Here is a 26366-nt window from a genome sequence, read left to right on the forward strand (position 1 = left end):
TTTATGACTAACGAGATTACGGAAAAACTTAAACAAGCCTCCGATGGTTTGTTAATGATGAGTGAATCAGAGTATCCTTTTGAAGTATTTTTGTGGTCTAATCAAGTTCAAGAACCAATAACCGCTCAAAAAGTTCTTCAGTTAACAGGACATTCCCTAGAAACATCAGTTGAAGAAGTAGAACTAGATTATTTATTTCGTAACTGTGCTGTAGAAAAAGAATGGTATGATGAAATACAAAAACAAAATGTGCCAAAGTTTAAATCACTTGTCAAAACACTAAAGGATAATCTTACAGATATCAAGGTTTATCGTTTGGGTACGATAAATATTGATGTCTATATTGTTGGTAAAACTCCATCTGGAGATTTAGCCGCAATTTCGACAAAAGTTGTAGAAACCTAACCCGTAAATCATCAGCCTGTCTATCAATACAGACAGGCTTTAAGTTTTAAGTAAGCTAACTATTCTTACAAATTGTCAACTCTAGCTTCAATTGTACTTTGAACAGATGTAGAGACATTAGAGAGCAAATTGTAACCAGTGTTCGTTTCGATAGAATCAACACTGACTCTGTAGTTTCTCCAATCCACATTTCTGATACCTTGTGTATTTGGCATATTGACAGCAATTACTCTTGTGTTGGTAGTGACGTTGCTAGCAGTCGAATTTGATGAATCTAATACTACAATAACTTTCCAAGTTCTGGCCGGAACTGTAACGTTACCATTAGCAATTGTGTTTTTTGTTCCATTAGATCCAGTTCCACCAGTACCATAGGAACCGGAAATAATATAAAGTTCTTTCCCCTGGTTTACTAAGTCTCTAGAATAGTTTTCTAGTGCAGCCCAAGGCCCCTGATTATTATCAGGTGACTGAGGAATTATATTTGTCATTAAAAAAGTAGCAGAGTTATTGGTAATTGTGTTTGTCCTATCTGCTGAAGCAGTCATGTGTCCCCTGTCAAAACCGCTACCAGTGTAATCGGAAGAACTGACTCGGTAGCAGCTTGAAGGTAATGTAGTATCTGCACGAAAATCATCTTGGCGAGGTGCGCTTCCTAGCCATGATGTGTTTAGCTGCCAACTTACCCAATTTGGTGTCCCTCTATAGCAATTGTAAGAAACTGCGTATTGAGATTTGCTCAACAAAAGATTACTGTAACTACTGCCAGCATTACTAGGATTGCCCATTCTTAGATGAACACTTGAGGTTTGGGCAGTTAGTGGCTTTTGTAGATAATTAAGCAGAGTGAAAGATATTACTGCTGGTACAGCAATAGGTAGAATAGCCCTGAAAAAATGAGAGTTCTTCATTTGTTATTATTTGTTGAAACAAACTACAATTGTTTCTGTTAAAGTTACAGAAATTCAGCAAAACTTAGCGATCGCAATATAGCTTTGATTGTATAAACAGAGGTTAAAAAGCTGTAAACATTGCATTAACATCTAGTAATTATTTAGGTGATTATCTGAAATTAGATAAAGTCCCAAATAAGATGAAAAACTTATATATTATTTAGTTTCATAATTAAGCAATGGCGTGGCTGATCGCTCTACACCGAGTCATCCATCCAGCCGCACTCAGAGCAATCCCAATGCACCCGTGCTGACCAGTCGCGGTCAAATTCATACCCACACTGAGGACACTTCCCAGTAAACATAGGATGGGTATCTAGCAGTTCTAGCTGTTGCTGTTGCGTCAATCGCTGCTGTGGTTGCAGTATTAATTCACCGTTGTAATAACTGGCCCCCTCCGGTTCCCATAGTTCTGCTGGTTCGGCGTTGGGGTCTTCTCGAAAGTCCAAGCAGCTATCCCCCTGTGGCCCTGCTGGGTGAACGACACAGACGAGGTGAGGGTTGTGTGAGTAGAGGAGGCAGCGATCGCACTCTGGAATCTTAGGCATAGTACCAGTGTACTGCCACAAAACAGCGATCGCTTCCTCGGTGTAACTTTTCCTCTAAGAAAGAATTTATGAAGGGCGATCGCCTTATGACTAAATGATGCGAAGGCAATCCGCAGTAACTATTGACTAATGACTATGGACTAATGACTAATGACTAATTACCATTGACCAATGACTAACCAAACCATTCATGTTATAGCTCGTTTTGTGGCAATACCTAATAAAGTAGAAGAACTCAAAGCAATATTATTGGGACTGATTGAATCAACTAAACTTGAAGCAGGTGTCATTAAATATGAACTTTTACAAAATCAATCAGATCCAACAGATTTTACTTTTGTAGAAGAGTGGGAATCTGCGGCAGCACTGGATACTCACTTAGCGTCACCCCATGTGCAAGCAGCAATAGCCAAGCTAGAAGGATTAATAGCTGCGCCACTAGAAGATATCCGCCGTTATTCTATTTTGGCTGCGATACCTACTATCCAAGGAGCGGAATCTTGAAATGGTTGCAGACAGGACAGTTGGTTCTTTAATTCTTCTAGCCAGGGGTTGAAGGTGAACGGCATCGCACCCCAACAAAATAATATTAGCGCCTACCTAAATATAGGTAAGCGCTATTGTTTTATTTAAATTCAGGGAAAAATATAGTCAAATGAGTTCCCTGATTTTTACTATTAATTAATTCCAATTTAATTGATTACACAGCACTGCGACGATTTAGCAAGTTCCACAAGAAAACAGCGACAATTGCGCCAAGAACCGCTACTGCAATACCAGGAATGCTCAAAGTGGGGGCGGCTAATGTCAAGGTTCCTGTACTGAAGAACACACCCAAACTACCACCAACAAAAGCACCGATAATTCCTAATAAGATTGTTCCGAGAATTCCGCCGCCTTGATGACCGGGGTAGATAGCCTTTGCAATAGCACCAGCAATTAGACCTAAAACAATCCAAGCAAGAATATTCATTGTTTTAATTTTATAAACGTTTTTTACCAACAAATACACAATAGCAATCTAAACATTGACATTCAATCTACCAATAGAACCAACTATTAATAGCCTTGAGGATGAACGCTATTACTTCTGGTGATATACCCACTAAATTCAATGGATAATCAATAAAAAAGCTCCTAGTTGGTCTAAAACTAGGAGCTTCGTTTATTCATTGCTTGATAATTGCAGTATATGCATTTTTAATGATTGTTCTCATCTACTTTAAGAATTAAGCTAAGTTTGAAAGCCTAATATTAATTTGATAAGGTGAAGGAGTAAATGGCTTGTAGCTGCGACTAATGTTTAAGATGTCCTCAATTGCTGGCTTACTCCCATTCGCCACCCTTACAACTACCTTGGCACTAGCAACAATTATTTTATATCCATCAAAAACTCTTTCACAAATACCAAGCGAAGGGCGCAACACAGTTCCCCAGGCAGGTTGCCTATCTGGGTATGCTGATGGCACATATCGAGGTTCGCGCTCAGTTACGCGCTATGAATTTACTGCTGGCTTGAATACGTGCCTAAATCAGCTAAATCAACTTATTCCTGCTAACAGGGCGGATTTAGCAACGAAGCAAGATTTGGAAATTTTGCTCAAACGTCAGAGAGAATTAAATCAACAACTTCAAGAACTCAACGAGCGAGTTGATACCCCACCTGCTACAAAATAAGTATTCGACAGCAGTTAGTTTATGCGATGGACTACCCGCCATGAGTCGGTGGCATCGCTCCCACTTGGGCCATAACTGAAAATCCCATCACTCCCCATCCTTAACCTCTAACTGATAAATCCGCATTGATGGGTATTCGTCCATCATCCGCCAGTAATACCCAGTAGGCAGCGACGACACCCTACCACCGCAACGGTACAAAAAGATTGGCTCGTCCCGCTTCATCACTTTCTTAACTGTTTGCTCCAGGGTGGTGTCGGGGTTCTCGCTGTTGTACCAAATTAGGTGTGACTTTCCAGAATATCCAGCATTCAGCAAACTAGCAAATAGCCATTCCATCAGCGATTGAATCTGCTGTTGCTCAACGCCGCAGCTTTGTTGTCCGTAGCTATCAATAGTTGGCTGGGCTGATTTGGGTTTGAGGAAGTTTAAGAATTTCATGAGACTGGTAAACGCAACTATTACCAGGGTTCCCATTTGATAAGGTGCGATACCTAGCTTGGGCAATAAAGCGCGATCGCCCAAGAGGTCTAACTTTGACTCGCTTGTATTTTTTAAGGGCGATTTTTTCTCAAGTTAAGCCTTAACAGTATTTAACCGTATTTTTTATGGAATGTGGGGTATATTTTTTAATTTATGGCTGTGCCATAAAATTACACTTTTCACTGAAAATAAATTCAAGTTTAGTTAAGTAAACGCTAAAAAATACTAGCGTGTTTACTTAAGAAAACAACGATTATACTACCAAGTAAAAATTATGAGACAAAACACTTCACGTCGCTCAGTTTTACAAGGTTTGATTACCAGTGCAATTGTTATCGGGTTTGATTTAACTACTCGTTCCTGGGTAACATCTGCCAGTGCCACATCTGTTTTTGAAAGTTTACCTTCCTTAGATGGAGTACTTTACACTGATAATGCGACACTTAATGATGCCAGTATTGACTTTGGTAATATCGTGCATCGTCAACCGATAGCAGTACTAAAACCAGGCTCAATTGAAGATATTGTTCGAGTTATTCAATTCGCTCGGACGAGAAAGCTCAAAGTTGCCCCACGCGGTCAGGGTCACTCTACCTACGGTCAGTCACAAGTAGAAGCAGGCATTGTCATTGATTTAAGTACGCTCAACAAGATTCATTTCATTGGTACAGACCGAGCAATTGTTGATGCTGGAGTGGTATGGAGTCAGTTATTGCAGCAGACGCTTGCTATGGGATTAACACCGCCTGTTCTTACTGATTACATTGAAATTTCTGTAGGCGGCACTTTATCCGTGGGAGGTATTGGTGGTGCAACTCACCGTTATGGTGTGCAAGTTGATAATGTTTTAGAACTGAAGGTAGTTACTGGTACTGGTCATCTCGAAACTTGTTCACCCTCGTACAATCGCAATTTATGGCTTGCAGTACTAGCAGGGCTAGGTCAATGTGGAATTATCGTACAGGCAACTGTTAAGCTAATTCCCGCCACTACCAATGCTCGTGTGTTTCAGTTGTATTATGACGATTTAGCTACCTTTACTCGTGACCAACGCAAAGTCATCAATGATGAGCGCTTCAACTATGTAGAAGGTCAGTTAGTTTCTAATAATGCTGGTGGATGGCGTTATCTGCTAGAAGCCGCTAGCTTTTACAGTCCTCCCTCTGTACCTAATAACAGTTTGTTACTTACAGGCTTAAACTACACTCGCGGTACACAACAAATAGAAGATAAAACTTATTTTGATTTTCTCAACCGTTTAGCTCCTACAGTTGCCTTTCTCAAATCAATTGGTGTTTGGTCAAATCCTCATCCTTGGTTAAACCTGTTTGTGCCAGGTAGTGCAGTTAACAGTTTTGTTGGTGAAGTTGCTGCTAATTTAACGCTAGCTGACACAGGACAGGGCCCAATTCTGCTGTATCCAGTTAAAACTAAACGTTTCAAGCTACCCAATTTCCGGGTTCCAAACCAGAAGGTTGTGTTTCTGTTTGCCATATTGCGAACAGCAGTACCACCGGATGATTCTGTAATTACAAGAATGCTCAATGATAATCGTAGACTTTTTGAGCAAAATCGTGATTTGGGTGGTTATCAATATCCTGTAAACGCTCTGTCCTTCTCCCCTCATGATTGGCAGCAGCATTTTCGTCCAGTTTGGGGAAATCTGGTAAGTGCAAAGCGACGTTACGATCCAGATAATTTACTAACACCAAGTCAGGGCATTTTCGCAAACTGTTAGCCCAAACAAATCTGTTTAAATAATCAGAATTCTCAATAATGATGGAGCAGATTATTGGGTGCGTAGGCAAGCATTTACTGCTGTTCCATCGCATGGAGCCTCCCTTTATAGCGATCACTACTCGGTATTTACGTTTTGCTAACCATTTTTTAGAGGAAGTCTGCTAAATTTTGCTGAGTGAGTGTAGCACTACAAGGTACAGTACTGTTGCCCCCAGTTCAGTTTTACATTGTAGTCTTCGTGTTCTATGCAATCAAAAAAATCTATCTTGCCATTTGACAGCAGACCAATTGAATAGTTCCAACCACTCTGATTTAAGGCAAAAGTAACTGAACTAACAGAACCACAGTTATTTATTACATTATTGGCAATTAACTTCATAAATTGAGGTGAATTCATGATTGAATCAGTTGCAGCCCCTTCCATCAAAAACAGGTAATTGTAAGGACGACTTTCTGGATGATCTGGGTAACTCTCAGAAATATCTTGACTCCTAATTGATACTTCCACATTTCGACCCTCTGCAATGCGGCTTTGGGCAGCATTAATAGTTGCAGTACAGTCTTCTTTCACCGCCACTTTCTGTGCCTGTACTGTTGGAGTTAAAAACAGTAATATATCTAGAGCAATTAATCCAGTTGCAATAAGTTTATACATAGATAGTGAGTAGAACTTCTTTATTACCTTTATGATTCCCGTTTCTGTAACTTGGCTAGATTTGTCGAACTAACTTTTACAAAATCTTGATATAGCAACCCTTATATGAAGGCGATCGCATTACCCCATTTAATTATTCAATGGGTCATTAACTTTTCTTGTAAGAATTTCTATAAGTGCTTTATGTAAGAAGCAATGAAAGTGAAATAATAAACTAGTATGCCTTGCTGGTACAGGAGATACAGCTATGACCTACACCATGCACGACGCTCAAGAAGTAGCAAAGCTTGCTGCTGCTGACATCTCGGCTTGGCTGCGCTCCAAACCAGAAACTATTAGCGTTGTTAATGTTGAAAATGACCCAGATTACCAACGCAGAGATATTGACCTCATCTGGACAACGCAGACGGGTGAAATTTTGATTGAGATTAAGGGCGATAGATGGAACAAGACACGTAACTTGTTCTTTGAGACGCATAGCAACCTAGAGAAAGGAACCCCCGGCTGTTTCATGTACACTGAGGCGAATTGGCTGTTTTACTACTTTGTCAATACTCGCCAGTTGTATAGGCTACCCATGCCAAAGACGCGGGAGTGGTTCTTGATTACCATGAAGCGGTTTCGGGAGCGTGCCACAACAACGCCAGTGGGGAATAACTATTACACCACTGTGGGACGATTAGTGCCGATTACTACGGTGATGATGGAAGTGGCGGGGATTAAGATGGAGCAGCTGTAGGGGGGGAGGGGGCGATCGCTTTTGTTTAAATAATGCTTATCGAGAAACTTTTTTATCTTGCTCATATCTTAGTAAAGTCTCATATTGCATTTTTAATTTGTCTAAAGAAGTTTTAACATCCTGGTTAAATTCGGCAGGAAATTTCAGATCGGGATTGCCTTGAGTCGAAACGCCTTGCTCTTTCCATAAGCGATATAAACATCCACTCTGAGCCTCGTGCTTTAAAAACTGGTCAAAGCTTTCTGGTAATCGACCGGATTCTAAAAGATAACTTTTTGTGTTGATTAACTCAGCCTTTTGAGAATGAAGCGGCAGAAAGTATGTTTCAGCAAAAAACCGCCAGACTTTCCAATGTCTATCATCATTTTTATCAAATAGGGATTGCCTCACCTTGCCATTTTCTGAAGGTAAAACGCGTACTGCAACATCATATATAATCTGCGATTGCTGAACTAGACCCCATAACGGGCCATATAACTCTTCAATTTGGCGTTTTAAATGTTCTAATTGTGATTCCCGTTGCTGCTGTTTGATTAAACGACGGTTCTCTTCTTGCCAGCCACGAACTGTAATTATTGCTGTAATTATTGCGACAATAAGTGCAACTACAGCACCTATCAAAGCAGAAAAAAGTGTTGTATCCATTTTTACCTGCATTCCCTTCCTAATGACCAGTGCATATTCTCACTAATATAGTTGGCATTAGTGCGATAGCGTAGCTAATCGCCTAATTTGGGCGCTCTGCGCGATCGCCCATCCAAACTTTTCCTCTAAGAATTCAATTTCAACATCACTTAAAAAACCCCCCTTCATTAAAGCAAAAAATAATTTACGCGTATATACGGGGGGCACTCTGCTTTGGCATGATTAATATGTAACAAATAATATAGCATTTGCTACTTAAGCAAGTGAATCAAGTTTGAAAGCTAAATGACTATTAAAAAACCCTTGGCTATCAACCAGCCAGAGGTGGGGCAGATCATTCATGATTTGCGGCTTTTGGCTGGGCTTACGCAAGAACAATTCGCAGCTACTCTAGGCGTTACTTATACCACGATTAACCGTTGGGAAAATGGACGCTCTAAACCGTCGCCTTTGGCAATGGAGAAGATTCAGCAGAAGCTTAAGGAGATGGAGGGACAGGGTAAGGAGTTATTAGAGAAGTATTTCGTTAAATAGAAACTAAACTCACAGGAAGCTGACTTAAGTATATTTATCATGCCTGGACAGAAACAAACAGCGATAAACAGGCTCACCTGTATGAATGAATTAACGGTTAAGAAAATGAATATTATTAGAGGAGAGTAAATACATAGACTTATTAATATGGATAACATAGACAGTCAAGATTACTGGTTGAATGAAACAATTGCTTTACTTGCTCTTTCTTTAATGAAAGGAGTGGGATATTGGACTATTCGTAATCTTATTATTAAAGGATTGAGTCTAAAACAAGTTTTAAAAACCAACACCAGTGAAGAATTTACTGAATATCTTAGACAAGCTGGTTGCAAAAATGCAAGCCAATTAAGTGAAATTTGGCAAAACTCTATTCGGGAAATTTGGCAACAAGCAGTTCAGCTATATCGTGACCTTAAAAATCAAGGTATTAAAATTATTCATTATGGACAGCAGCAGTTTCCAGAACAATTAAAAGAAATTGATGAAGCACCTCAATGGCTATTTGTTCAAGGTAATATTTCTTTACTATATCAGCAAGGTATCGCTATTGTTGGAACACGCCATCCTTCAGAAGATGGAAAGTTTTTAGCTAAGTATATTGGTAGTTGTTTAGCCTACTGGAAAGAAGCAGTTACAGTGAGTGGATTAGCTTATGGAATTGACCAAACAATTCATCAAGAATCCATTAGATTTAATGTTCCAACTATTGCTTTTATTGGTACAGGAATATTACTTAATTATCCAGCTAATTCTGAAAAATTGCGTCAGCAGATTCTTGAAAAAGGAGGAACAATTGTTTCTGAATACTTACCATTAGAAAGCTATAGTGCTGAAAACTTTGTCAGAAGAAACCGATTACAAGCAGGATTAGCTCAGGTAGTTATTCCCATAGAATGGAAACCTAAAAGTGGTACAGCCCATACTGTGAGTTTTGCCAAAAAGGCTAACCGCCAACTAATTTGTCTTAAACTCCCTGATTGGTCTAATTCAGAACATCCTGAGCTATCAGTTGCACAAAAGATAGGAGCAAAGATTTTTACAATACCTGGACAAGAAGATGAACTTATCAAAACAGTTCAGAAATTGATTGGTAAAAAACAAAGTTCCCTTCAAACACATGAACCGATGGAAAACGATATTAGCTCGTCAACATCTCAACCTGATTATCATCAACTAACTTTATGGGAGTAATGAAAATGAGCCAAAAATTAAAATGTGTCATATTTGGCGATCGCTATGTTATTCAAGATGATGAATACTTACCAGAAATCGAAAAACTACTTAAATTTTTAGATTCTCGTAGCATAAAAGCTATTATCCTTTCTAATGATGATTTCACTGAACATGATGACAGGGTTAAACTTAGAGAAAAGCTAATTGAGAAACATCAATATTTAGATTGGCATATTGCAGATGCAGATAAAACATTAAGAAAACCAAGCCCTGGAGCAGTGCATTCGATATTAAATCAATTTCACTTAAACAATAATGAAGCTATTTATATTGGCAATAGTGATATAGATATGCAAACTGCTGTTAACAGTAAATTGCTTTTTCTCAACGCCACTTGGTATGAGCAACAAACAAAATATGGTTTTAATTTTCAACAACCCAAAGATATTGCTCATTTCATTGATATATTTTGCTTGCGAGAGCATTTATGGTCTTATGAAATAAAAGATGGTGATTTAGAATATTATGCTTTAGGAATTTATGGTACTAGAGAAGAAAAATATGATTATTCATTGGACGCTAGAGAAGCCGCAAAGTTTGGTAGAGGGCATCCGGACTTTTGGATTAAGTATTTACTTTCTGCTGTTTATTTTTCAGGATTGCATGAACGGATTAATTATATCGCTCCCTATCCAGGTCATGAACAAGGATCAACGTCTAGTATGGAAACAGAGACAATTACCACCTTTGCTAAATGTTTTCGGAAGAGCTATCTACTGGATTTAATACAAAGACACACAACGTCTCAAAAGTCATCTTATGCAAGAACTAGTGGAATACATTTAGACCATTTCAACCAATTAAATACGGTTCTTTTAAATCAATACCCTCTCCAGAATGAGCGGGGTAACAGGTATAAGCACTCTCCTTTAAAGAGAGATAAAACAGTTTTAGTGATAGATGATTTTTGTACTCAAGGTTACTCTTTGGAAGCTGCGCGTGTTTATATCCAAAAGACTGGAGCAAAAGTTATTTTATTATCTTTGCTTAAAACTATCTGGAAAGATTATGAAAAAATTTTAGAAATTGAAAAATTATCTCCTTTCAAAACAAATCAATTGCAACCTCCACTCAAAAAAAAGAAATATCCATTTTGGAACTACATTAGGGAGGAAGATGCTTCTCAAGAAATCCGATCTAAACTTCGAGAATATGATACTTGGAGCTGGTGAGTAACAATAAACAATCATGAATAATCATGATATGGATAATATAACGGATAACTCTGAAGATTATATTGCAAAATTATAAAATCAAATATTTGTTAAAATCACTGACACAATTGGGATTGGTGGCTTTACCTCTGGTTACTCATTTGTTACACGTACACCTTATCGATTTTCAAACACATCAGAATTTGATCTAACAGATAGTTCAAATTCTTAAAGCGTTCTCAAGCTTTAGCGATCGCCCCCCTTAAAAACCCATATAAACATCTACCATTTATGGCTACTCTAATTCCCTCATTTAATAGCTGCTCAATGCGAATGACTCCTGGCGAGAGGAGGTTAGCACAGCGCTTGGAGGAGAAATTAGAAGATGATTATTTACTTTGGTACGATGTGCCAGTGGGTAAGAAGCAATTGCACCCAGATTTTATCGTGCTGCACCCCAGCCGGGGCTTGTTCATCCTTGAGGTGAAAGACTGGAAGTTAGACACTATTCAAAATATCAACCCCTCCACAGTCACACTGCTTACTGAAGATGGAATCAAAGAAGTAAAACACCCACTACAACAGGCCAGAGATTATGCCCTAGCAGTCAACAAGATGCTAGAAAAAGATTCTCTTTTGGTGCAGCAGGAAGGTAAATATCAAGGTAAGCTGGTTATCCCCTACGGTTATGGGGTCGTGTTCACCAACATCACCCGCAAAGGGTTCAATGAAAGTGAACTACCAGCAGTGTTTGAGGAACACTTGGTTATCTGCAAAGATGAGATGTATGAAAACATCGATGCAGGCGAATTTCAGCAGCGAATTTGGGATTTATCGGCATATCAATTTGGCAAGACCCTCAGCAGCAGTCAAATAGATAGAATCCGTTGGCATATCTTCCCAGAATTACGCATTAGTGCCAAGCAGTTATCTTTGTTGGATTTAGATACTGACACTGAAGAAACGCCGCAGCTGCAAATCCCCGACATTCTCAAAATTATGGATTTGCAGCAAGAACAGTTGGCAAGAAGTTTAGGTGATGGACATCGGGTAATTCATGGTGTGGCTGGTTCAGGAAAAACCATGATTTTAGCCTACCGTTGTCAGCACCTTGCTCAAGTCAGTAATAAACCCATTTTGGTGCTGTGCTTCAATGTCTCTCTTGCTGCCAAACTCCGGCAGGTGGTTCAAGAAGACCCGCACAAAATCAGTCGCATTAAAGTACGACATTTTCATGGCTGGTGCATGGATTTACTCAAAAAGTATGACATCCCTAGACCCGACTCTAGAGAGTATCAAGGTGAAGATTATATAGAAGAACTGGTTCAAAGAGTAATTACCGCCGTTGATGCAAAATTAATACCGGCTGGCACTTATGGCGCTGTAATGCTCGACGAGGGCCACGACTTTAAACCAGAGTGGCTCAAATTAATTGCCCAAATGGTCAACCCCGAAACCAATTCTCTACTTATCCTTTATGACGATGCCCAAAACCTCTACGGTGAACAACGCACTAAGAAATTTAGCTTTAAGAGTGTAGGCATTCAAGCACAGGGGCGCACCACCATTTTTAAACTCAACTACCGCAACACAGCTCAAGTATTGGGGGTAGCCTATGAATTTGCTAAAGAAGTAATGCAACCCACCGAAACCCAGGATGATGACCAACAAATATTGGTAGAACCGACTAGTGCAGGACGGCAAGGCCCCAAACCAGACCTCATCCGTTTACCCAGTTTTAAACACGAGGTAGATTATCTAGCAGGGCGAGTGCAACAATTACACGAGCGAGATATCCCCTGGAACGAAATAGCAATTATCTATCGCTCCAACTTTATGGGCGAAAACATTTACAACAGTTTCCAACAAGCCCAAATCCCAATAGAGTGGGTAAATGCCAATAGTGACAGCCGCAACTATCACCCAGCCGAACAAAGCATCAAACTCATAACCATGTACTCATCTAAAGGGTTAGAGTTCCCAGTGGTGCTTATTCCTGGTATTGGTTATATACCTGACCAGTACGGACACGGTACACCAGAAGAAGAAGCTCGACTATTGTATGTGGCGATGACACGGGCGATTGAGCAGTTGATTATGACTTGCGATCGCTCCTCAGAATTTACCAGCCGTTTGGAGACAGTATTAGGTAAAGTGGCAGTAATTTGATTGTGTTTATCCTTCATTCAAGCGAAGAAAGCGATCGCTCTCCCCATCAAGAGAGAAAAAGTTAAGGATGCGTAGTTTACCAATCGCGCTCAAGCCTAAAAATAAGCAGTTTAACCAAGATAAGGATATTGTGGCGGTTTAATTTTCAATAATTCTGTCCAGTATTTTATAGCATTATGTTTGGTGGTTTCGATGTCACGGGATTTGTGAACTCTGCCTATTTCCATTAGAAAATATGTAAGTTTAAGAGCAGTAAGTAAGTTAATCAACCCTACTGCTTTAAAATGTTGTAAAAATAAGTGGAGCAGAATTTGTAATTTTTGTTTATGACGAAAATACATCCACCATTTCATTTGATGTATGGCGATACTGGTTTGATAAACTAATGTAGTTTCTACTTGGGTTAATTTATCTTTAGCTTGATAATAAAACTGCAATTCTTTGTCAAAATTACCTGCTTTCTGGGCTAAAGCAGCATCATCCGCTAATTGATAAGCCTGACTAATTAAGTTACCTGCCGTTTCTGCCTGCTGTTGAGTATAACCAAGTTTCATATATATAGTAGCTGCTGCTAATGCCAATTCTGTAAACTCCTCAGCATCATGTAACCAATATATTTGTGCTTGTAATTCCCCTAGTGTGGCTGCTAAAGTCTCATTCATATTCAATCTAAGTTTTCCTATAAGGCAATCTGGTAGTGATTGACCATAGCAGTATTTTAGGTGTTAGGAGATGCCTACTGCCTACGGCGGCAAGCTACGCGCCCCCATTTTTGGGGCCAAATGAGCAGTGATTCCAAAAGTTACGCTAAGGAATTAATGAGCTGCTTTTACCTTCTCTTTGAGTGATGATAATCCCGCGTTAATAAGGGCTTCCCGTAGTCCCTCAATTTCTGTTCTGAGCGAGTTAATCTCATCTACCCAAGCATTAAAGCACTATTAGTTCAGATTAAACAATTAAGGTTGTGTTGGAATAATCAACGCTTAACCTGATTGCAAAGAGGGATTAAAGTTGCGCTGTTACACTCTGCTGTGATTCAAACGCGACAATCAGGGGAGTATATGCAAAACTTCAACTTCGAGCGCTTGCTATCAAGTCGCTTGAGACGGCGACAAGTTTTGATTGGGACTGGAGCCTTAACTGGTTTTGCGATCGCCAATCAATGGTCTAACAAAGTTCTCGCCCAGCCCCGATTTTCTAATTATCCCTTTAGTCTGGGTGTTGCTTCTGGTGAACCACTTCCAGATAATGTAGTACTGTGGACGCGTTTAGCCCCCGATCCGCTCAATGGTGGTGGGATGCCACAATATAATGTTCCAGTGCAGTGGCAGATTGCTACCGACGAAAAGATGCGGCAAGTTGTCCGCAGTGGCACACAGATGGCTACTCCAGAATTTGGACACTCTGTTCATGTAGAAGTGCAAGGATTACAACCTGCACGATGGTACTGGTATCAGTTTAAGGTGGGCAATGAAGTTAGTCCAATCGGGCGGACTCGCACTGCTCCTAACCCGCGCGATCGCGTTGAGCGCTTCCGCTTTGCCTTCGCTTCCTGTCAAAACTGGCAAAGTGGTTATTATGCCGCCTACAAAAATATGGCTCAAGAGGATTTGGACTTAGTGGTTCATCTCGGTGATTATATTTATGAAGGCGCACCAAGTACAACTGCGCTGCGATCGCACGATGGCAATGGTGAACCATTTACCTTAGAGGAGTACCGTAACCGCCACGCTCTGTACAAGACTGATCCACACCTACAAGCAACTCATGCTGCATTTCCTTGGCTAGTCACTTGGGACGACCACGAAGTTGACAATAATTGGGCAGACGAAATTCCTCAAGACCCCGAACTACAATCACGTTCGGTGTTCCTTGCCCGTCGTGCTGCTGCTTTTCAGGCATATTATGAACACATGCCACTGCGGGACTTCTCAAAGCCTAGAGGTCTTGATTTGCAGCTCTACCGACGGTTGACTTTTGGCGATCTTGTTGAATTCAATGTCTTAGATACCCGCCAGTACCGTACCAATCAACCCTGTGGTGACGGGCGTAAGCCGCGATGCGCTGAAGCTACTAACCCAACTGCCACAATGACTGGTTCGGAGCAAGAGCGGTGGCTGTTTGAGGGACTAAATCGCTCTGGCGCACGCTGGAACGTCATTGCCCAACAGACTATCATGGCTCAGTTTGACTACAATACCGGAGTTGAAAAAGTCTTTAACCTTGACCAGTGGGACGGTTATGTTGCCTCTCGCAATCGCATTCTCGGTTTCATCCAGCAACGCCGCCCCTCAAACCCCGTAGTCATTACTGGGGACTGGCATTCTAGCTGGGTTAATGACCTGAAGGCTAACTTCGACGACCCCAACTCACAAACAGTAGCAACTGAGTTTGTTGGTACTTCGATCAGTTCAAGTTGTCCTTGGACATTCGACGTAGAAGCAGCATTGCCACAGAACCCGTGGGTGAAATATTTCAATGGAAGACTGCGCGGTTATGTTCGCTGCGATCTCAACCGCGAACGCTGGCGTACTGACTACCGACTGCTGCCTCAATCTCAACCTACCGGAATTGCAGTGTCTGATCCAAATGCACCCGTCATTACAGCAGCTTCCTTCGAGTTGCCAAATCAGGGGTTTGTAGCGCAAGTCTAGTAGGTATCAAGCCGCAGGATGTGGGAACGATGTCTAAGACGGGCTGCGCCTACGCACATTTACTATTTATTTTCTAGTACATTACTAGCCAGTTGTATGTAGCGAAGCGATGACCGAGCGCTGTAAGTTGGCTGCTGAGTTCTACAGCGTTGGGTCAACAACTGGCGATTTGTGGCTGTTCTGTTGTGTTGATATCTCATTTAAACGGCAATTTAGAGATAAGTTATGCCAAATTGCCAGAACCTTGAAACATGGCGGTGTAACTTCAACTTTTTCTTAGAGGAAAACTGACGAGCGATGCTCCTTAAAAACCACTCGGCGATCGCTTCCTCGCCACCTCACAACCCCAAATCCTGCTAAAATCCCTGTATTCAATACATCAACTACCATGTCTGGCAAAGGATTTGGGCAACCCCAACCTACAAAAATCGATAAACTTGTTGAATCTGCGGTGCGTTATTGCCACAAGCGACACCCAGAAGCCTTAGACCAAATTTTTGACAACCTGCCTGTTAAGCTCAACCAGCAAGTAGTAACAGGGATTTTGGCAACATTGCAGAAAGATATTGACACTTTGAGTTGGTTTTGCGGCTACATGGCATCAGAAATCAACCGCAGTGAGGACAACCAAAAGTCTCATCATCCCATTGCCGAACTTAGCAAAACTCTTATTAAATCGGGGATGGAACCGTTTACTGATTTTATGCCTTACCCAGGTTGCCGCATCGTCATACTCAATTCTGAGAAATTTGAATCATTGCCCCAGGAAGTCCAAGCTGTAGTGCAGCAGGTTTTTGACATTAGGGAAAGTTCACCAGAGGAAGCGCATCGGGTAAATAATGCCTTGTTGCAAGAGTTAGTGGTTCAGCACTAATAAAAGCATCCGAATTTATTAAAAACACACCATAGTATGTATCATGTGTAATACTGTATAAATTAGCTAATGCTAAACTGTCACCACTGACGATGGAGAATATTGAGGCACAGATGCAGAAGACGGTTGCGATCGCGGTAGGTAGTGAATGAACAGCCCATCTGCTCAAAACTTAGAAGGAAAAACTGTTATATCCAAGCTTGCTGGTAACTACCGCAGTGGTAAAGCCAATTTAGGTAAAGACTTTTTCGCTCCTTGCTTGAAGCACTGCATTCAATACAGGCGTGCTGTAGGTTATTTCTCAAGTGGGGCTTTGATTGCATGGGCTGAAGCACTCCCACGAATAGCAGCAGATGCAGTGAAGATTCAACTGATTATTTCTCCAGAATTATCCAGTGAAGATAAAGCTGCACTGGCGAGAGCAATGGACGAACTAGAATGCGGTAAGTTGCGACAAATTATTGCAGATCAAATTGTCAAAGATGCCCTCAGCCTAACAGACCAACCCGATTCTGCTCAAGTACGATTGCACTTTTTAGCTTGGATGGTGGCTAATGAGCGATTAGTACTGCGTTTTGCTTTCCCACAACACGTTAATCAACCTGGCATATTTCACGAAAAAATTGGAATATTTGATTTTCCTTGGGGTGATGCAGTTGCATTTACAGGCTCTGCTAATGAATCTAATCACGGTCACAATCAAAATTATGAGTCAATTGATGTGTATCGCAGTTGGGTTATTGCAGATGAAGAGAGGGTAAAAACAAAGATTGAGGAATTTGAAGAGGCTTGGTCAGGTCAAGCTATAGGGCTTAAAATTGTACAACTTTCTCAAGAGGCAATAAAGTTAGTACGCGATTACGCTCCTACTGAAAAACCGAATATTTTTCCAGAACCCAATAACGGTGTAACTCCTCAATTTATAATCCCAACATTAGAAGTTCCTGATTACAGGTGGCGGCATCAGCAAGAAGCGGTAGAAAAATTTCTTCAAGTAGGGCATGGTGTCTTAGAAATGGCGACAGGTACAGGAAAGACACGCACTACCCTTAAAGCTCTTAATCGCTTAGATGATGAGAACAAACTAGATGGAATCATTGTTAGTACAACAGGGACTGATTTACTTGACCAATGGAGTAAAGAGATTGAGCTTTGGGCTATAAAGCGCCCAAAACCTTTTCGAGTTTTGAAACACTATAATTCACATCATCAATTAGAAAGTTTTGTCAATAATCCTAAAGGAGCAGTAATTGTTATATCAAGAGAGAAGCTAGCTTCTCTATTTAAGCGTCTTAACAAAAATGCAAGAAAAAACTTAATTATTGTACATGATGAAGTTCATGGTTTAGGTAGCCCATCAATTCGTGAGCAGTTAAAAGGTCAGCATGAATCTTTTGGCTATCGGCTAGGTTTAAGTGCTACTCCAGAACGAGAATATGATGCAGAAGGCACTGATTTTATTTTTGAAGAAATTGGAGATGTCTTTTTTCAATTTAGTTTAAAGGAAGCAATTGAACGAGGCATACTATGTGAATTCGACTATATTTATCTGCCATATCAACTAACAGATAACGACAAGCAGAGGCTTCAGCAGGTATATTTTAGAAAGGCTGCTCGCTTGCGACAAGGGAGTCCTATGAGCGATACTGAACTTTGGATAGAACTCTCTCGTGTTTACAAAACTGCTGAACAAAAGCCTGATGTATTTGCCGATTTTCTGCGTACAGGCTCCCAATTTATTAATTCGACAATTATATTTATTGAAAACAGAGAATTTGGGGAGCCAATTTTAGATATAATCCACTCTCATATACACCGTTATCGTACTTATTATGCAGATGATGATAGACAAAATTTGGTTGAATTCGCAAAAGGAAATATTGATTGTCTAATTACTTGTCATCGCATTTCACAGGGGATTGATATTAAAAATCTTCAGAATGTTATCCTTTTTTCGTCAGCCCGCGCCAAGCTGGAAACAATCCAAAGAATTGGTCGTTGTCTCAGGATAAATCCTGAGACTCCACAAAAGCAATCTACAGTTATCGATTTTGTTTTACAAGCAGATGAAGAAGATAAAAAAGAGATGAATTCTAATGGAGAGATAAGCGCTGATGAAGAGCGTTGTCAATGGTTATCAGAACTTTCAAAAGTTAGAAGGAAAGAGTAAAAAATGTCTATAGCTCCAGAAATCATTAAAGCAATCAGAGATTCTATTAAAGAAGAAAGTCAACCAGAATCTGTTGCTAATAGGTTGATTGCTTGGCTTGATGAAATGAGTAGTTCAGAATTAACTAATACTGAGATTAGTGAACACCTTGATACAGTTCGTAAATCAATAAATATTGGAACAATTTTAGAGGAAGTATGAAACTTGAATTGGTGGGTTGGAGTAGTAGAGGGCTACGTTGCCCTGATGTAGATATTGACCTCATGTTTGATAATAATCCGGCGCGTGTAACTTTGATTCAAATGCCAAACGGGACGGGTAAAACAACCACACTAAAATTGATTAGAGCTGCAATGAATGGGGAAGCAAGTACATGGACATTAGAAGATATTAAAAGCTTACGTAGGCCAAGTGAAACTAATTCAGAAGGAAATTTTATTTTAAAATTAAGAGTTGATGGACGACCATTGACATTTGAATTAGTTTTTCATTTTTATGAAGGTAAAGTATATTATCGAACAACTTCACCAGGAAGTGGTGGAATTATCAATGGTTGGAACCCTCCTCCTAATGTTCGTCGTTTTTTAGATGATAGATTTGTTCATTTATTTATCTTTGATGGGGAATTTGCAAATGATTTGCTAGATTCAAATTTATCAGAAGCATCTAAAGCAATTGATGCTCTATTTCAATTATATTTACTAGAAGACATTAAAAATATAGCAGAAGATGATTGGCAAAAAAGTACAAAAAACAAACCAAATACTCCTAAGGGTTTGACTCAAAAAAGGAATAAAGTTCAAAAATTAGATCAACGTGTAAGGTATATTGAAAATCTTAGGGATAAGTTTGTTAATAGTCTTTCATCTTTAGAAACAGAAATCAACGAATTAGAACAAAAAATTCAAGACAAAGCAAAAATTGATAAAAATTTACGTAACGATTTTATTGCACAAAAAGAAAGAGAAAAAGATGCTACTCAACAAGTAGAAACTAGTGCAGCAAAAGTCATGAATCAGATTAGAAAACCTCATACTTTGCATAGATTTTTTGGCAGTTCACTAGTTGAGCTAAAACATCAGTTTGATAGGCTAAAACTCCCAGAAAGTACATCTAGTCAGTTTTTTGAAGAACTTCTTGAAGAAGAAAATTGCATTTGCGGTCGTCCTTGGGATGAGCATTCTCGTGAAATTTTAGAGAAACGTGCTAAATTGTATCTTGCTGATGAAGCATCCGGTTTCCTCAACAGTCTTAAACATAAAATCAGTGTGGAACTATCTCAAGATAGTAATGAAAGTGAAAAGGAATTAACAACTAGTATTGAACAACTAGTAAACAATCTCAAATTAAAGTATGAAGCCTCAACGCATCGAAGGGTATTAGAGGAAGAGCTTGTAAAACAAGGAGATGAAGAATTAAAGGAATGGCAGCAGTCACTTCAGAGTAAGAAAGGAGAGAAGAACAAAATAGAAGTACAATTACGAGAAATTAATCGTTCTTATCAAAGCTATCGAGATGATCCTCAGAATTATGAAATAATTTTATGCCTTCAAGCATTAAAAAAATTTCAAAATAATGCTGAAGATGAGCTAGCTGAAATAACAGGAACTATAGAGCTTCATAAAAGAACACGAGTTTTGAATAAAATAATTAATGTGGCTCTTCATAAGGCAAGAGTTAACTTACGTCAGGTAATCACTGAAGAATGTAATAGCAAATTACAGCAAGTACTTTACCGAGATCCAATAAAGATTGAAAAAATAGAACGTTCTATAAAGTTACTTAATCAAACAAATGCAAGCGTTGGTCAAACACTATCTGTGGGTTATACTTTTTTGACCACGCTTCTTAGTCGAGGACAGCATCAATTTCCTTTGGTTATTGATAGTCCTGCTAATCCTATTTCACTGGAAGTAAGAAGAGAAATTGCTAAGTTGATTCCTTCTCTTTGTCAACAATTTATCGGATTTACTATTTCTTCGGAAAGGGCTGGTTTTACAGATACTATTTATAATAATTGTTCAGCAGGTAATACAAAATTTTTAACTTTATTTAGGAAAACTTCAGGGACAAGTAAATTAATAGAATTGCTACCCAAGCATGGAGTTAATCAAACTAGTAATTGTGTACTTGTAGAAGGCAAAAATTATTTTGATACATTTGATATAGAAGAAGATGTTTAATAATAAGTAAATATGGTTAAGTATTTTCGGATGCGTCAAGATACTGAGGATTGGTTTTCTAACATAAAAGACCAGGAACCAATTCAAACTAAGTTTGATATTTATTACTTTTGTCTGATGCTTGGATTTTCATCAGGACGCTGTAGTAACCCTGCTAAAAAATGTCCTGAATTTACTGATTTCGTTGATAATTTTGTGAAAGATTACCGTTCTTCCCAAACATTGATTATTGGCTTACTGTTAAGAACTGAATTATCTCGTTTAGGAATAAGTATAAATGAGAAAGATGAAATCAGAAACCTTTTATTAGACTTGGTAGATCCTACTACCCAAACTAATCTTACAGATAAGGGAATGGATAAAATGAATGAGTATGCTAGTGGTGGTTATGACTATATTGCTGAACAGTTAGATTCAAAACCTTATCATGTTGAAGAGTTTCTAATAACTTATACAAACCTTTTACAAGAAGCTGTTGATAATAATCCAAAATGGCAATCTGCGACAGTAGAACATACTGAAATTTTGGAGCAAATTTAAAGCGATCGCCCCCAACCATGACCAACATCCACGACCTCGGCATGACCGATACCAAGTATGCCCAGCTACTAGCCCAAGGCTACGACCCCAACCTAGAACACCAGTTGATAGAGTTTGGCGAAAACCCAGACCAAGCCAGGAAGCTAGCGCGAATAGTGGGACTGACACAAGACAAAGCACCAGAGACTGATCAGGAGTGGGAAGAATTTATGGCAGTTTGGGGGGATTAGTTTTGGGGAAAGCGTCGCTCCCCTATTCTTAGAGGAAAAAAGAGCGATCGCATACAAAAAAGCCCAGTCATCTCATAACTGGGCTTTTAGCTATCTCAATCAATTATTGGAGGTAGAGTAGTCTCATCAGAACCCATTAGGCAGCAGGTTGTTCTAAATTAACCTTGACAACTTTGTTCTTTTCTTGCTCAGTTTTTGGCAGTGTCAAATTCAAAATGCCGTCTTTATAATCTGCGGTGACATTGGTATTTTGAACTCTAGCAGATAGAGGAATTACACGTTGGAATTTACCATAGTAGAATTCACTTCTTGTAGTGCCATTGTTTTCGGTTTTAGTTTCCGATTTCCGTTCACCGCTAATGTGAACAGCATCTTGGGTGACTTGAATATCCAGGTCTTTAGCTTCGAGTCCTGGTAGTTCTAGCTTCAAATGAATAGCATCATCAGTTTCTTGCAACTCAGCCGCCGGAACTTTGATAAAATCTCTGTCAAGCCGTGCAGATGGGACTCTGGTATCTCCAAATAAGCCGTTGATGTGACGTTCTAAAGCGTTCAATTCTTGCCAGGGGTTGTAACGAACTAGTGCCATAACTCTTTCTCGGATTAATCAGCTATTGTTTAATGGTTTTTGCACTTGGTTTTGTGCTTATGCATTTATAATAAGTATGGTTAAAACTCCTGTAAATTCGGTTTTCATCACCTAATAAAAGGATAATTACCGCACCATCAAAGGCATGAAAAAAGATTACGGTTTACTCTAATTTTGAGGTTCGGTAAACCCGAATAATAACTATTAATACCAATAATAATCAACTAATAAATCTGCTATTGAAGGGGATAGTGCAGTTAGGGGTTGCTTATATTACCAAACTAACAATCACACTCGCTTTACTCGCTTCGCCATCGCACTATTCAATAAGCATTTCGATTTAGTCATCAGGAAACTGCCAAGATGAAATACTTTCTACATCTTTGCTACTGCATTTAATACAAGTAACATCAAATGCTGAATCCATCCACTCATAATCGCAAGCACGACAATGACAGAAAATATTATTACGGTTGGCATCTTTTATACCCTGATGCCATTGCTGTAGTTGGTCAGGATTTTGAAAAGGTAAATTATCAGACATTTTAATCACCACGAAACACCCTACTTAAACGGCTGCCCCCACCGCTCCCAATTTTCCTTGTTGAACGGCGATCGCCACTTTTGAATCAGGCTCAACTCTAGCGCCTGCCGTGCGCGTCGTTCAACTGGAGCATCCCACCAAAAACCAATATTAACTGCCGTCTCTATCTGATAGCGATAATGTAAGTCTTGGTAACTGCTGATGTAATCTTTACATCCATGAGTCCCACGCCAGCGTTTGTTACTACGACAGGTTTCGCCAATATAAAGTAATAGGGAAGCAGCACTATCAATCACAAAATACAAAGCTGCTTGACCAAAATCATCTGGCATCCGGTAAAAAGCCATTGGTTGTAAATGCAGCGTAAACGGATCAATCCGGTCTGGGTCGCAGTGGTTGGGTGCAATGTCGAATAATGTCGCCTGCTGCACTGGCTTGGTTTCCCTCACCCGTTGCTGATAGTCCAAAATTTGTGTTTTCCACTTCAGCAGGGCATCAGCACTCATCACCAGCGCCTCTGCTCTACGTGCTGGTATGGGTTTCACTTCTGGAAATAGGTTTAGTTGATTGGATTCCAAGGGTATTACGGGAGCGTGCCGACTAGCTGATTATCCCCCAAAACTGAATCGAGTAAACCTGTTAACGGGTTTAGGCGATTCGCATTTTTTGAAACCGGAAACGGAACAATAAACTTATTTTTGCGCCCAAACCTGCGTGACGCGAGGGATGCAAAATATTGTTGTTTCGTCAGCAGCCAATGCCCTTATTTGGGCAATCGTCTGGTCAATCTCTTCTTGTGTTGTCAGTCCAGCTTCAATGAAAGCATCAACTGCCTCAAATAATGATAAATCGACTAGGCGCTTGGTGTTAGAGCGCACTACAACGGGTTGCACCAAAGAAACGGACGGTGCAACCAACCCAACATCCTGAAAAACTCGGTATAGTGTGGTTCCAAGACGAAAATGCTGACCGCGAATGTCACTGATAGCTAAGAAAAGTTCAAAACAACGCTCATAAGCTGGGGATGGCGGATCACAAAAGGCACAGCTAAAGTCTGCTTCCTCGCACACCATTAATCCACCAGGCTTAAGAAGCGATCGCATTTGGTCGAGTGCATCAGCAGGACGAGTTAAGTGCATTAGCAAAAAGCGGCAGTAAACCAAGTCAAAAGATTCTTTAGGTAATCCTATATCGTAGGCATTGCCAAGGGTAAATTTTATATTGCTTAAACCCTGAGCCTGTGCATTCTGCTGCGCCTTTTCTAGCTGTGCGGCACTCATATCTACACCAAAAACAGAGCCGCTAGAACCAACCTGTTGGGCCAGCCAGTTAGAAACATTACCAGTTCCGCAACCGATGTCAGCTACTAACATTCCTGGCTCAAGTCCAACTTGCCGGAATAAGAATTCTGTATAGGGCTTGTGGATGATGTTGAGGATTGAAAGCCGATGTGCGCCTAACTCCCCTGTGGCAAGTGTATAGCGGTCATCTTGTGCCATTTTTATCCCCCCATACTACATACAACTTTCAGACTTCGGTAATTGTATAGCTCATCTGACCGTTTAGATACTGCAAAGCTTCTACAAGAAGCACAGCGCATCGTTGCCCAATTAGAAGCAGAAATTAAAGAGTTACGGCAAAGTAATAACCAGTTAGAAGATAGCAATAACCAATTAGATATAGCCAACAAACAATTACAACAGGAGAAAACCGCAATGTCAGCCAGCGCACCACAGCAACCACAAACAGTTACTCTCGATGTCACAGAGTTAGATTCCTGGCTAGAGAAAAAAGTTATTGAGGTAGTGAACAAGGTAACTCACGGGGGAGCAATAGCACCTGCTACTAATCGCTATAACCTGTCAAGCCAACTGTCTAAAGCTAAATCAATTAAAGTATTTAAATCACAGTCAGCTTTACTAGCCATAAATGGGGCAAATGAATCCATTTTCAAATACTCTGGGCGTTTGTGTTTGGGCTAGCCTTAAAACTAAATCCAATTAACTTTCTTTAGCTTTGTTTAACTTTCATCTTCCCAGTTTTCACTCCAATTAATAGTATCTATCGATTCCAATAAGAGCGCCGCTCTTACTGGTTCATAATCTGTAACCGTGTAATGAACTTTTAAAATATTAAACTCAATGCATTGCTCATCCCAATAGATACAGATTGTTTCTCCAGCCCTGGGAACTTGAGGCATTTCAATACTTTTGAGAGTTAATTTTTTGGAATTGGGAGTGTAGACTAGTTTGATCTTCATCTCTGTAACTCCTATTATCGGTGATTGCTTTTTAGTCAGTTTTCCACATCTTGAGTATCACCGTAAGCAAGCTTGATAGCCTCTAACCACAATTCTTTAGGCGCTAATTTGACCGCTTCAACTAACCCAAAGGACTGGAGCGACATGGCTAGTAGTTGCTTGGCATCTTGTTTGGACTTCCCTATGTATCCATCTCTGAGTTCTAATTTCTCAGGGCAACGGGCAACGAAATCATCAAACTTAAGTGGTTGTGATTCCAAACCAATTTTTTCTAAATCTTTTTTCTTAACCATAGTTTGCACGGATCTAGAAAGGAGATAGGAGCAAGGTGAAGGGTTTGCCAGCGTAGCTAGCTTGCCACGGTAGGTATCGCCTTAGTCTCTCCACGCACCTATCCTATCAATTAACACCAGGATTTAGTGAACCGCGTCGCTCTTGACGGGCGGTTATGCGATCGCGCCGTTGTCATGCCAAGAATTGAGATCCTAGCGACAAGTGAGAGGATAGCCAAACTTGCCGCCCCTCGCAACACTTTCTCATCGCTCACTTCCAAGTATCTCTGCAACTGCTCCCTTCTTTCGATGCCCCGAAATTTCCTAAATTATCCGCAGTGGAATGGAACTTCTCGACAACAGAGCAGAGAAAATTTTATCAGGTTGGTAGCTGAGGGTTTGTTTTGGGATTGCTAAGGATAGTGTCAAAAGTGGTGTATTAGTCGTGAGCGAATCAGAACAGCCTTCAAAACAAGACAAGCTTTCCGAAAAACAAATGATTGTCCAAGGTCTTCTGTTCGTTTTCGTGTTGGTTCCATCTGTATTTTTCGTTTTTAGTATTATTATTTCGGATTATTTGGCTCAAACGCCACCAGATCGCTCGTTTGATGATGCAGCTAGAAATTCAAAGGCTCTAGCTTGCGAATCAAAAAAGCAAAACGAGGGCGGTGAGCCGAGGGATTGTTGGAAATAACAAAACCTTGTGTGATACTCCTTTTTCTTGCGTGGATAGGTAGATAGGGGTGATCACTTGGTGTAAAGTGCTTGTTTTTGGTAGTCAGCTGGTACTTGCAGTTGTGCTGTACTCATTGCTTCCATCCCTGCATTGGAAATGCTTACAATCCGAGAGGTAAAGCGGATGGCTAGCTGTTTAGGGGTAGAGAACTACAGCAGCATGAGAAAGGGCAAGTTGATTGAAGAAATACTAACCAAGGAATCAGTAGCGGCGTAATTGACCAGGGGTAGCCGTGACAGCGATACCCCTAACTTAGAGATTGTAGGCAAGCGATCGCTCTTGTAACGTGCGGGTACGCCATCACCAGCGTCGTCTTTGACATGAGATTCCAGAAAAACCTCACGAATCAAAGCCGCCTGTGCTTCTAATTTTTTAA

The 26366-nt window shown here is 40.1% G+C and carries 33 protein-coding genes; 18 read left to right on the forward strand and 15 right to left on the reverse strand.

The genetic code is table 11. The annotated features are described in order from the left end of the window. Positions 1-3: 3 nt before the first annotated feature. On the forward strand, positions 4-405 hold the full coding sequence (locus tag ACEYW6_RS27590; protein ID WP_412982246.1) for a nuclease A inhibitor family protein: 402 nt from the start codon (positions 4-6) through the stop codon (positions 403-405). Between the two features lie 65 nt (positions 406-470). Here the strand turns inward: ACEYW6_RS27590 and ACEYW6_RS27595 are convergent, their stop codons facing one another. Both ACEYW6_RS27595 and ACEYW6_RS27600 read right to left on the reverse strand, forming a co-directional pair. Beyond that, complete coding sequence (locus ACEYW6_RS27595; protein WP_412982247.1) at positions 471-1316, reverse strand: DNA/RNA non-specific endonuclease; 846 nt, start codon at positions 1314-1316, stop codon at positions 471-473. 239 nt (positions 1317-1555) lie between these two features. Further along, entirely contained in the window at positions 1556-1906 is a 351-nt protein-coding gene (locus ACEYW6_RS27600) for a hypothetical protein (protein ID WP_412982248.1), read from the reverse strand. Positions 1907-2077: 171 nt separating this feature from the next. Between ACEYW6_RS27600 and ACEYW6_RS27605 the strand changes: the two genes are divergently transcribed. Next, on the forward strand, positions 2078-2410 hold the full coding sequence (locus ACEYW6_RS27605; RefSeq protein WP_412982249.1) for a putative quinol monooxygenase: 333 nt from the start codon (positions 2078-2080) through the stop codon (positions 2408-2410). 196 nt (positions 2411-2606) lie between these two features. On the opposite strand, the gene ACEYW6_RS27610 is transcribed toward ACEYW6_RS27605, so the two are convergent. Beyond that, complete coding sequence (locus ACEYW6_RS27610) at positions 2607-2879, reverse strand: GlsB/YeaQ/YmgE family stress response membrane protein (protein WP_069068080.1); 273 nt, start codon at positions 2877-2879, stop codon at positions 2607-2609. A 326-nt stretch (positions 2880-3205) separates the two neighbouring features. On the opposite strand from ACEYW6_RS27610, the gene ACEYW6_RS27615 reads away from it, so the two are divergent. Then, on the forward strand, positions 3206-3583 hold the full coding sequence (locus ACEYW6_RS27615; RefSeq protein WP_412982250.1) for an S-layer homology domain-containing protein: 378 nt from the start codon (positions 3206-3208) through the stop codon (positions 3581-3583). Between the two features lie 87 nt (positions 3584-3670). On the opposite strand, the gene ACEYW6_RS27620 is transcribed toward ACEYW6_RS27615, so the two are convergent. After that, complete coding sequence (locus ACEYW6_RS27620) at positions 3671-4108, reverse strand: hypothetical protein (protein WP_412982251.1); 438 nt, start codon at positions 4106-4108, stop codon at positions 3671-3673. Between the two features lie 232 nt (positions 4109-4340). On the opposite strand from ACEYW6_RS27620, the gene ACEYW6_RS27625 reads away from it, so the two are divergent. Continuing rightward, positions 4341-5804, forward strand: a complete 1464-nt coding sequence (locus ACEYW6_RS27625) for an FAD-binding protein (protein WP_412982252.1) — start codon at positions 4341-4343, stop codon at positions 5802-5804. A 189-nt stretch (positions 5805-5993) separates the two neighbouring features. Here ACEYW6_RS27625 and ACEYW6_RS27630 read toward each other — a convergent pair whose 3' ends face one another. After that, positions 5994-6461 carry a hypothetical protein gene (locus ACEYW6_RS27630; RefSeq protein ID WP_412982253.1) on the reverse strand — a complete coding sequence of 156 codons (468 nt, stop codon included), beginning with the start codon at positions 6459-6461 and terminating at the stop codon, positions 5994-5996. Positions 6462-6708: 247 nt separating this feature from the next. Here ACEYW6_RS27630 and ACEYW6_RS27635 point away from each other — a divergent pair, with 247 nt between their 5' ends. Continuing rightward, positions 6709-7200, forward strand: coding sequence for a hypothetical protein (locus ACEYW6_RS27635; RefSeq protein WP_412982254.1), 492 nt, complete (start codon positions 6709-6711; stop codon positions 7198-7200). A gap of 36 nt (positions 7201-7236) precedes the next feature. On the opposite strand, the gene ACEYW6_RS27640 is transcribed toward ACEYW6_RS27635, so the two are convergent. Next, a complete protein-coding gene (locus ACEYW6_RS27640; protein WP_412982255.1) occupies positions 7237-7845 on the reverse strand; it encodes a hypothetical protein in 609 nt (202 codons plus the stop codon). Between the two features lie 285 nt (positions 7846-8130). On the opposite strand from ACEYW6_RS27640, the gene ACEYW6_RS27645 reads away from it, so the two are divergent. The 4 genes from ACEYW6_RS27645 (at position 8131) to ACEYW6_RS27660 (ending at position 12938) form a co-directional block, all read left to right on the forward strand. After that, complete coding sequence (locus tag ACEYW6_RS27645) at positions 8131-8379, forward strand: helix-turn-helix domain-containing protein (protein WP_412982256.1); 249 nt, start codon at positions 8131-8133, stop codon at positions 8377-8379. Between the two features lie 147 nt (positions 8380-8526). After that, a complete protein-coding gene (locus tag ACEYW6_RS27650) occupies positions 8527-9573 on the forward strand; it encodes a DNA-processing protein DprA (protein ID WP_412982257.1) in 1047 nt (348 codons plus the stop codon). A 5-nt stretch (positions 9574-9578) separates the two neighbouring features. Beyond that, on the forward strand, positions 9579-10787 hold the full coding sequence (locus tag ACEYW6_RS27655; protein ID WP_412982258.1) for an HAD hydrolase-like protein: 1209 nt from the start codon (positions 9579-9581) through the stop codon (positions 10785-10787). 273 nt (positions 10788-11060) lie between these two features. Then, entirely contained in the window at positions 11061-12938 is a 1878-nt protein-coding gene (locus ACEYW6_RS27660; protein WP_412982259.1) for a 3'-5' exonuclease, read from the forward strand. Between the two features lie 110 nt (positions 12939-13048). Here ACEYW6_RS27660 and ACEYW6_RS27665 read toward each other — a convergent pair whose 3' ends face one another. Beyond that, the gene (locus ACEYW6_RS27665) at positions 13049-13600 is read right to left on the reverse strand and encodes a hypothetical protein (protein WP_412982260.1); all 552 of its coding nucleotides are present in this window, start codon (positions 13598-13600) and stop codon (positions 13049-13051) included. 399 nt (positions 13601-13999) lie between these two features. Here ACEYW6_RS27665 and ACEYW6_RS27670 point away from each other — a divergent pair, with 399 nt between their 5' ends. From ACEYW6_RS27670 to ACEYW6_RS27700, 7 genes are all read left to right on the forward strand, one after another. Then, positions 14000-15592: an alkaline phosphatase D family protein gene (locus tag ACEYW6_RS27670; protein ID WP_412982261.1), complete on the forward strand. Its 1593-nt coding sequence runs from the start codon at positions 14000-14002 to the stop codon at positions 15590-15592. Between the two features lie 388 nt (positions 15593-15980). Next, complete coding sequence (locus ACEYW6_RS27675; protein WP_412982262.1) at positions 15981-16466, forward strand: hypothetical protein; 486 nt, start codon at positions 15981-15983, stop codon at positions 16464-16466. Between the two features lie 148 nt (positions 16467-16614). Then, a complete protein-coding gene (locus tag ACEYW6_RS27680) occupies positions 16615-18636 on the forward strand; it encodes a DEAD/DEAH box helicase family protein (RefSeq protein ID WP_412982263.1) in 2022 nt (673 codons plus the stop codon). A gap of 3 nt (positions 18637-18639) precedes the next feature. Continuing rightward, a complete protein-coding gene (locus tag ACEYW6_RS27685; RefSeq protein WP_412982264.1) occupies positions 18640-18837 on the forward strand; it encodes a CxC ATPase DNA modification system associated small protein in 198 nt (65 codons plus the stop codon). Next, on the forward strand, positions 18834-20819 hold the full coding sequence (locus ACEYW6_RS27690; protein WP_412982265.1) for a hypothetical protein: 1986 nt from the start codon (positions 18834-18836) through the stop codon (positions 20817-20819). The genes ACEYW6_RS27685 and ACEYW6_RS27690 overlap by 4 nt, the downstream gene beginning before the upstream one ends. A gap of 30 nt (positions 20820-20849) precedes the next feature. Continuing rightward, the gene (locus ACEYW6_RS27695) at positions 20850-21359 is read left to right on the forward strand and encodes a hypothetical protein (protein WP_412982266.1); all 510 of its coding nucleotides are present in this window, start codon (positions 20850-20852) and stop codon (positions 21357-21359) included. 17 nt (positions 21360-21376) lie between these two features. Further along, positions 21377-21589, forward strand: a complete 213-nt coding sequence (locus ACEYW6_RS27700; RefSeq protein WP_412982267.1) for a hypothetical protein — start codon at positions 21377-21379, stop codon at positions 21587-21589. Between the two features lie 136 nt (positions 21590-21725). On the opposite strand, the gene ACEYW6_RS27705 is transcribed toward ACEYW6_RS27700, so the two are convergent. The 4 genes from ACEYW6_RS27705 to ACEYW6_RS27720 form a co-directional block, all read right to left on the reverse strand. Next, entirely contained in the window at positions 21726-22178 is a 453-nt protein-coding gene (locus ACEYW6_RS27705) for an Hsp20/alpha crystallin family protein (protein WP_412982268.1), read from the reverse strand. 340 nt (positions 22179-22518) lie between these two features. Next, entirely contained in the window at positions 22519-22722 is a 204-nt protein-coding gene (locus tag ACEYW6_RS27710; protein WP_104902520.1) for a hypothetical protein, read from the reverse strand. A 20-nt stretch (positions 22723-22742) separates the two neighbouring features. Next, positions 22743-23228 (reverse strand): GIY-YIG nuclease family protein, encoded by a 486-nt coding sequence (locus ACEYW6_RS27715; RefSeq protein WP_412982274.1) that lies wholly within the window; start codon positions 23226-23228, stop codon positions 22743-22745. A 186-nt stretch (positions 23229-23414) separates the two neighbouring features. Continuing rightward, entirely contained in the window at positions 23415-24221 is an 807-nt protein-coding gene (locus ACEYW6_RS27720; protein ID WP_412982269.1) for a methyltransferase domain-containing protein, read from the reverse strand. A 42-nt stretch (positions 24222-24263) separates the two neighbouring features. On the opposite strand from ACEYW6_RS27720, the gene ACEYW6_RS27725 reads away from it, so the two are divergent. Further along, the gene (locus ACEYW6_RS27725) at positions 24264-24704 is read left to right on the forward strand and encodes a hypothetical protein (protein WP_412982270.1); all 441 of its coding nucleotides are present in this window, start codon (positions 24264-24266) and stop codon (positions 24702-24704) included. Between the two features lie 38 nt (positions 24705-24742). Here ACEYW6_RS27725 and ACEYW6_RS27730 read toward each other — a convergent pair whose 3' ends face one another. The 3 genes from ACEYW6_RS27730 to ACEYW6_RS27740 form a co-directional block, all read right to left on the reverse strand. Then, positions 24743-24982: a hypothetical protein gene (locus ACEYW6_RS27730; protein ID WP_412982271.1), complete on the reverse strand. Its 240-nt coding sequence runs from the start codon at positions 24980-24982 to the stop codon at positions 24743-24745. 35 nt (positions 24983-25017) lie between these two features. Continuing rightward, entirely contained in the window at positions 25018-25275 is a 258-nt protein-coding gene (locus ACEYW6_RS27735) for a hypothetical protein (protein WP_412982272.1), read from the reverse strand. A 110-nt stretch (positions 25276-25385) separates the two neighbouring features. Beyond that, entirely contained in the window at positions 25386-25529 is a 144-nt protein-coding gene (locus ACEYW6_RS27740; protein ID WP_412982273.1) for a hypothetical protein, read from the reverse strand. Positions 25530-25699: 170 nt separating this feature from the next. On the opposite strand from ACEYW6_RS27740, the gene ACEYW6_RS27745 reads away from it, so the two are divergent. Then, positions 25700-25948 carry a hypothetical protein gene (locus ACEYW6_RS27745; RefSeq protein ID WP_193947052.1) on the forward strand — a complete coding sequence of 83 codons (249 nt, stop codon included), beginning with the start codon at positions 25700-25702 and terminating at the stop codon, positions 25946-25948. 191 nt (positions 25949-26139) lie between these two features. On the opposite strand, the gene ACEYW6_RS27750 is transcribed toward ACEYW6_RS27745, so the two are convergent. Then, a partial coding sequence (locus ACEYW6_RS27750) for a hypothetical protein (protein WP_412982275.1) occupies positions 26140-26366 on the reverse strand: 227 nt, incomplete at its 5' end.

Source organism: Nostoc sp. UIC 10607, from assembly GCF_047228265.1.
GTDB classification, from domain to species: Bacteria; Cyanobacteriota; Cyanobacteriia; order Cyanobacteriales; family Nostocaceae; genus Nostoc; species Nostoc foliaceum_A.